Annotated in this window: 6 protein-coding genes and 1 rRNA gene; 5 read left to right on the top strand and 2 right to left on the bottom strand. The window is 38.1% G+C overall.

Features of this window, described 5'->3' with window-relative positions:
* Positions 1-63 precede the first annotated feature (63 nt).
* The gene (locus ACQKMI_RS21450) at positions 64-1545 is read left to right on the top strand and encodes a DASS family sodium-coupled anion symporter (protein ID WP_427492220.1); all 1482 of its coding nucleotides are present in this window, start codon (positions 64-66) and stop codon (positions 1543-1545) included.
* Positions 1527-1946 (top strand): hypothetical protein, encoded by a 420-nt coding sequence (locus tag ACQKMI_RS21455; RefSeq protein ID WP_427492222.1) that lies wholly within the window; start codon positions 1527-1529, stop codon positions 1944-1946. Before ACQKMI_RS21450 ends, ACQKMI_RS21455 begins: the two co-directional genes overlap by 19 nt.
* Here the strand turns inward: ACQKMI_RS21455 and ACQKMI_RS21460 are convergent.
* Positions 1901-3421: a succinate CoA transferase gene (locus tag ACQKMI_RS21460; protein WP_427492223.1), complete on the bottom strand. Its 1521-nt coding sequence runs from the start codon at positions 3419-3421 to the stop codon at positions 1901-1903. The genes ACQKMI_RS21455 and ACQKMI_RS21460 overlap by 46 nt on opposite strands.
* 286 nt (positions 3422-3707) lie before the next feature.
* On the opposite strand from ACQKMI_RS21460, the gene chrR reads away from it, so the two are divergent.
* The 3 genes from chrR (at position 3708) to ACQKMI_RS21475 (ending at position 6691) form a co-directional block, all read left to right on the top strand.
* Positions 3708-4439: a class II chromate reductase ChrR gene (gene chrR, locus ACQKMI_RS21465; RefSeq protein WP_427492225.1), complete on the top strand. Its 732-nt coding sequence runs from the start codon at positions 3708-3710 to the stop codon at positions 4437-4439.
* Positions 4440-4993: 554 nt separating this feature from the next.
* Entirely contained in the window at positions 4994-5464 is a 471-nt protein-coding gene (locus ACQKMI_RS21470) for a peptide-methionine (S)-S-oxide reductase (protein WP_427492227.1), read from the top strand.
* A 351-nt stretch (positions 5465-5815) separates the two neighbouring features.
* Positions 5816-6691 carry a helix-turn-helix transcriptional regulator gene (locus tag ACQKMI_RS21475; RefSeq protein WP_427492229.1) on the top strand — a complete coding sequence of 292 codons (876 nt, stop codon included), beginning with the start codon at positions 5816-5818 and terminating at the stop codon, positions 6689-6691.
* 259 nt (positions 6692-6950) lie between these two features.
* Here the strand turns inward: ACQKMI_RS21475 and rrf are convergent.
* A 5S ribosomal RNA gene (rrf, locus tag ACQKMI_RS21480) occupies positions 6951-7044 on the bottom strand; the annotation flags it as partial.

Consider the following 7044-nt stretch of genomic DNA (forward strand, 5'->3'; position numbering starts at 1 on the left):
ACTCCCTTAATAAAGCATTTTACTAGTCGATGTTATAGAAAATACTAGAGAGGATGAAAAAGTATGTCTACTTCTGAACAAGCAAAACCGAAACGTAATTTGAAGCCACTCTGGATCGCATTAGCCTTCGCTTCACTAATCATCATAACTTTTTTACCGAACAACGGCGATTTACCTGTAGCTGGACAACGGGCCTTGGCTATTTTAGCTTTCGCTATCATTCTTTGGGTTACAGAAGCAGTATCCTATCCCGTTAGCTCTGCCATGATTATTGCTCTCGTTACAGTTTTACTAGGATTAGCTCCGTCAATGGAAGATCCAACGAGAGAGCTAGGAACATCAGATGCATTAAAATTAGCATTAAGTGGATTTAGTAATTCAGCAGTTGCACTAGTAGCCGCAGCTCTTTTCCTAGCGGCAGCCATGCAAATTACCAATTTACATAAACGTCTTGCGCTATGGATTCTTTCACTAGTAGGGACAAAAACGAAAGCCATTGTATTCGGTGCTATTTTAGTATCTATTGCACTCGCATTCTTCGTCCCTTCTGCTACTGCACGTGCAGGCGCAGTTGTACCAATACTACTCGGAATGGTAGCGGCATTTGGCTTACCACGTGATAGTCGACTTGCTGCTTTACTTGTCATTACCTCTGTGCAAGCTGTCTCCATTTGGAATATCGGTATTAAAACGGCAGCAGCTCAAAATATGGTCGCTTTAAATTTCATTAAAGAACAATTTGGTGTGGATATTTCTTGGGGTGCTTGGTTGCTTTATGCTGCCCCCTTCTCCATCATCATGTCAGTGGCTCTATTTTTCATTATGATTACACTAATTAAACCTGAAACAAGTAATATCGAAGGTGGCCGAGAAGTAATCAAAAAACAGCTTGCGGAACTTGGCCCATTAAAAGCTCCCGAAATTCGATTAATCATCACATCTGTAGTTTTACTATTTTTCTGGGCTACTGAGGGCAAACTCCACCCATTCGATACGACAACCGTCACAATCATTGCAATCGCTATTTTATTAATGCCTAAAGTCGGGGTCTATACGTGGAAGCAAGTTGAACCGCATATTCCTTGGGGGACAATTATCGTCTTTGCAGTAGGCATTATGCTAGGAACAGTCTTGCTTAATACGAAAGGTGCATCGTGGTTGTCTGATAAAGTATTCGGTTCACTCGGTTTAGATTCTATGCCAATTCTTGCAACCATTGCGCTTGTCACTTTATTTAATATTCTTATTCATTTAGGCTTTGCGAGTGCAACAAGCTTAGCGTCTGCGCTTATACCAGTGTTTATCGTTTTAGCCTCAACATTAACGGCTAATGTCGATCAGGTTGGTTTCGTTATCGTGCAACAATTCGTTATTAGCTTTGGCTTCCTCTTACCTATTAGTGCACCGCAAAATATGCTTGCTTATGGTACAGGAGCCTTTACAACAAAGGATTTCTTAAAATCTGGTATTCCATTAACGATCATTGGATACATCCTAGTTCTCCTATTCTCCGCAACGTATTGGAAATGGATTGGATTATTGTAAAGAGAAGGGATCATCACCATAACGTTTGGTTGATTTCCGTTCCGGCTGGGCGCTTTGCCGCTGACGCTTCGCTTTCGCGCAGAGCTTCCTGGGGGCGTCCGATGAGCCGCTTGGGGCAACAGGATGTTGGTCACGAAGGCGTTATCACAGGATGTGATGGGTTTAGCCTTCGTTCCTCTATCGCTGATCCCCAAGGAGTCGCCCAACCTCCACTCCAATCAACTAATATACATGGCATATGTTTTTACAAATGCCATCCACAACTTTTGATGATGAGCCAGAAGAAGCCGTTTCTAAAACAACAAGAAGCCTTGAAGGAACAAATCAACTGTCCTTCAAGGCTTTTATTACTTTATTATTTCGATAAAGCTGGGTTCTTCATCGTTCCATTTTTTGCGTAATTCACATGCCATGAGAGTGCTTTTTCTAGAACATGTGGCGTATGATGTCCACCTGTTACTTCATTGGCATCGTTATAATACTTCCATAATTGCTCACGGTATTCCGGGTGTGCACAGTTATCGATAATGAGTCCCACCCGTTCTTTTGGAGCAAGCCCACGTAAGTCTGCCACTCCCTGCTCAGTTACGATGACGTCTACATCATGCTCTGTATGGTCGACATGCGACACCATCGGAACGATACTAGAAATATTTCCGCCTTTCGCGTAAGATTTTGTGACGAAAATACCTAATCGCGCATTACGTGCAAAGTCTCCAGAGCCGCCGATTCCATTCATCATTTTTGTGCCAGAAACATGTGTAGAATTCACATTCCCGTAAATATCCACTTCTAATGCTGTATTAACAGAGATTAGCCCGAGTCGGCGAATAATTTCTGGTTGGTTAGAAATCTCTTGCGGACGTAATACTAGTTTATCTGTATATTTTTCAAAATTCCCATAAACTCTGTTGCCCACTTCCTCGGAAAGGGTAATAGAAGTGGCAGATGCGAAGTTTACCTTTCCTGCATCCATTAATTCGAATACTGCGTCTTGCAGCACTTCTGAATATACTTCTAAGTTCTCAAACTCAGAATCTTTAAAACCTAATAAAACGGCATTCGCTACTGAGCCTACACCCGATTGAATAGGTCTTAAGCTTGTTGTTAAACGACCTACTTTAATTTCTTCGCGTAGGAAATTTAATAAATGATTAGCCATTATATCTGTTTCTTCATCCGCAGGAACAATCGTTGATGGTGCATCTAAAATATCTGAAATCACAATACCTTTTACTTTATCTAAATCTAGTGGTATACCAATTGTGCCAAGTCGATCGGATACATTTTGCAATGGAATTGGATCACGTTTCCCCTGTAGTCCTGGTACAAAAATATCATGGACACCCTCTAATGCATCAAGCTGAGCTACGTTCAACTCAATGATTATTTGGTCTGCCTCTTGCACAAAAATCGGAGAGTTGCCAACTGAAGTTGTAGGAATTAGTAAGCCCTCTTCTGTAATAGCAGCTGCTTCAATAATCGCAAAGTCAATGGGACCGATAATACCTTGACGTACTAGCTCCGCATTATGTGATAGATGTGCATCAACGAATGTGATTTCACCACTGTTGATTTTGTTACGAATGCCGGCATCTGCTTGGAAAGGTCCACGTTTACGAATAACGCCAGCTTCTGCTAAGTATTGGTCGACTTCTGGACCAAGTGATGCACCTGTATATACATCTACCTTGAAGTTCTCTTTTTTAGCTTTCTCCACAAGCGCAAGTGGTACCACTTTAACATCACCAGCACGAGTAAACCCACTCATCCCAAGTACCATACCATCCTTAATCCAAGACGCTGCTTCATCTGCTGTTACCACCTTGCTCCGTAGCTGTTCATTACGAAGCTTTTTCGCTAACTTTTCTTCCATCCCTTATTCCTCCATCCGACTTTATTTTTGTTCAACTAGATTACTCGGTTTACTCCTTTTGGCATAGTCATCCATTTATTAGAAATCCAACCAAATAAACCGCCCACACATAATTTTAAACTATTCAGAATTTTTAATCTATAACTAACAAAATATTTTATTTTACGAGAAGTTTTATGCATTCGCAAATTATTTAAAAATAATTTCAACATCGAAAAAGTTCGATTTTGACAAAGAAGCGTGATATGCTCTTGATATATACAAAGAGGAAAAGGAGATTTAATAAATGGTTAAAGAATTATTACGTAACCACTCTTCGGTTCGTATTTATGATGGAAATCCGATTTCAAAGGAAATTATTGAAGAATTAATTGCTACTGCACAAATGGCTGCTACATCACATTTTGTGCAAGCTTATAGTGTTATTTGGGTAACTGATGAGGAGAAAAAGGAAAAACTAGGGTTACTCTCTGGTAATCCTCGCCAATACGAAACTTCTGGTGGTGCCTTTGTCTTCTGTGTAGACTTCAAACGACTTCAATCAGCAGGCAAATTAGAAGGTGTAGACATTGTCGCGGATTCCGCAGAAAACGTACTTGTTGGAGTAGCCGATGTATCATTATTCGCGCAAAACTTTGTTGTTGCTGCAGAATCAATGGGATATGGAATTTGTTACATCGGAGGAGTGCGTAATAAGCTAGAGGAAATAAGCGAATTATTCAATCTACCTGACTATGTTTTCCCACTATTCGGCTTAACAATTGGGGTTCCTGCACGTCGCAATGAAGTAAAACCTCGTTTACCTGTCGCAGCAGTATTACATGAAAATGAATACAATGCAGAACAATATAAGGAGCTTTTACCAGCTTACAACGACACAATGGAAACATACTATAATAATCGCTCATCCAATCGAAAAATTGATAACTGGACGAAGCAAATGGCTGATTTCTTAATTGAACAACGCCGTCCTCATATTAAAGATTTCTTAGCAAAAAAGGGTTTTAATTGGAAATAATTTTATCAACAAGCTAAGTGGAGTTACTATCGCATGATAGTAACTCCACTTTTTTATCCTTAATACAGTTAACGATAAGTCAAAGGGGTTACATCAATTAACTTTTAGACATTTTTTATGATTATGGTATCTTCTTATAGCCTTATCAATACGGAGTCAGGATAGTTCAACAAAGGATATGTTATGATTAAAGAAATGAAATAACGAGTAAGCTTTGGTGGTATACAGTGGTATGTCACATCCGTATGAACAATTTGAGGACAAGCAGAGAATACATAGTCGGCTACCTTTTAATTGATAAACTAGTCAGTAGAAAAAGATAAGTGAATGTGCTTGTTTAACTAACGTGTGTGTTAATTAAAGACCATCGAGTTGCATATGCAGCTCTTTTTTTCTTTATTGAACTATCGGCGCTGTTTAGTTTAACAACCTGGCCATAATGTGGAAAATAAAATTTGTCATTATTTTAATGTGGAGTAGACTTAGTAACTACACTTTTACTCCTATTTACTTGGAATGAACTTTTTTATTTTTTAACAAAGAGGAGAGTCAATATGGAAGTAGTATATTTAGCAGGTGGATGTTTATGGGGAGTACAAGCTTTTATCAAAACTTTACCTGGGGTTAAGTTTACAGAAGCAGGAAGAGCTAATGGGACAAGTCATACACTTGAGGGTGATTATGATGGGTACGCCGAATGTGTGAAAACAGGATTTGATCCGACAGTTGTCACAATCAGGGAATTAATGGGATATTTATTTGAAATCATTGATCCATACAGTTTGAATAAACAAGGACAGGATGTTGGCGAGAAATACAGAACAGGAATATATAGTGATAAGCCTGAACACTTAATAGAGGCGAAGGCGTTTCTTGGTGAGAGAGATGATTACGACCTTATAGTTGTTGAAGTATTACCTCTTACAAACTATATGAGAAGTGCAGAAGAACATCAAGATAGGTTAGCTAGATGTCCAAATGATTATTGTCATATTCCTGAAGAAATATTAAATAGGTATAAGTAAGGGAGATTATTAAAAGATGGTTTATGGAATTTATAGTTTGGAACAGAACTGTTTAATCATTTTCAACGATCAGGCGCGATTGTTTAATAAGCGTCTCTGTTCTTCTTAAACTTACGGTGGCATTAATTAAAGATCATTGAGTTGCAAGTACAATAAGGTGAAACGCTTTTTTACTAACAGAACATGCTAGCGGAAATAGGAATTTGATTTTACAGCCCCCCTCTTTTGGGATTAGATTAAAAAATCAATTTTTATACTATTCACTTGGTTATAGAAAGAGAAATAAAATAGCAATTACTATCAAAAAACAAAATTATAAATCCTCTAAAATTAGGAAGTGAGGTGAGCAATATGTATAGCAAAGTGTCTCAAGATGTAATTTATTCTTTAGAAGAGTGTTTATTAGATGAATGGCAATTAGATGATTATGCATCACATATTGGCTATTCAAAATTTCATTTATCACGCATTTTCAAGCAAGAAACTGGTTTGACGATAAGTGAATATATTCGAAAACGAAGACTGGCAACAGCAGCAATGTATTTATTATATTCAGATGAATCGATAATCCAAATTGCGTTTGAGCTACGTTATCAATCACAAGAAGCATTCACACGTTCTTTTAAAGAGCTATATAAAATGCCACCTGGTAAATATCGCAAAATCATGCGAACACTTCAAGGGATGGAGGAAAAAAATATGAGTGATTTAACGACAATTAAAGGCTGGATTTTAAGTGGTTCACACCCGGCTCTTTATGAAATGAAAACGGATGGACAAATATTTCATACGGGTATTAAGTCAGGTTTACTGACTTCCAAAACAGATGTAGGTGAAGATCAATTCGGGACAATGATGCAAAGTTTTTCCGCAGAAAACTGGTTAGGAAAACGGATAAAACTATCTTGTTTCTTAAAGACAGATGAAGTTGTAAAATGTGGAGTTTGGTGTCGCGTAGATAATAGTACAGGTGATGTGATTCAGTTTGATAATATGGATAATAGACCTGTTCAGGGCACAACGGACTGGAACTTCTATTCGATTGTATTAGATGTACCAAAAGAAAGTGCTTCTATTCACTTCGGTATTCTATTAACAGGAACAGGTAAAGTATGGGCTGATGGATTTAAGTTTGAAGAAGTAGATTTATCTGTTACATCAACAAATATGCTTGGTCAAGAAAACTTGCCATTAGAGCCGGTTAATTTAGGGTTTAATGAAGGCTGATTTAACCCATCAACGTTTTTTAGATACATTGAAATATAACATTTGAATAAGAGCTACAAAAAAATATATAAACTGTTTACTCAGGAAAAGAAAGCATTTTGATCCGTCTTTGTTCAATGTGTACTTTCTTTTCTTTTTGTCATCGAAAGTTTCTTAGCATTGGCTTTTAGATTCTTCATTTCTCAACCTCCAATATTGTTGATTGACTTAAAAGTTGCAAACAAAAAAGCCGAGGAATAAATCCTCGACTTTTCTAGGTGCCTAGCGATGTCCTACTCTCACAGGGGGAAGCCCCCAACTACCATCGGCGCTAAAGAGCTTAACTTCCGTGTTCGGTATGGGAACGGGTGTGA

This window comes from Lysinibacillus sp. NPDC097214, from assembly GCF_050277945.1.
Classification (GTDB): domain Bacteria; phylum Bacillota; class Bacilli; order Bacillales_A; family Planococcaceae; genus Lysinibacillus; species Lysinibacillus xylanilyticus_B.

Coding starts and splice junctions, on each gene's coding strand:
- ACQKMI_RS21450 (WP_427492220.1), top strand. CDS start 64: ATGTCTACTTCTGAACAAGCAAAACCGAAACGTAATTTGAAGCCACTC.
- ACQKMI_RS21455 (WP_427492222.1), top strand. CDS start 1,527: ATGGATTGGATTATTGTAAAGAGAAGGGATCATCACCATAACGTTTGG.
- ACQKMI_RS21460 (WP_427492223.1), bottom strand. CDS start 3,421: ATGGAAGAAAAGTTAGCGAAAAAGCTTCGTAATGAACAGCTACGGAGC.
- chrR (WP_427492225.1), top strand. CDS start 3,708: ATGGTTAAAGAATTATTACGTAACCACTCTTCGGTTCGTATTTATGAT.
- ACQKMI_RS21470 (WP_427492227.1), top strand. CDS start 4,994: ATGGAAGTAGTATATTTAGCAGGTGGATGTTTATGGGGAGTACAAGCT.
- ACQKMI_RS21475 (WP_427492229.1), top strand. CDS start 5,816: ATGTATAGCAAAGTGTCTCAAGATGTAATTTATTCTTTAGAAGAGTGT.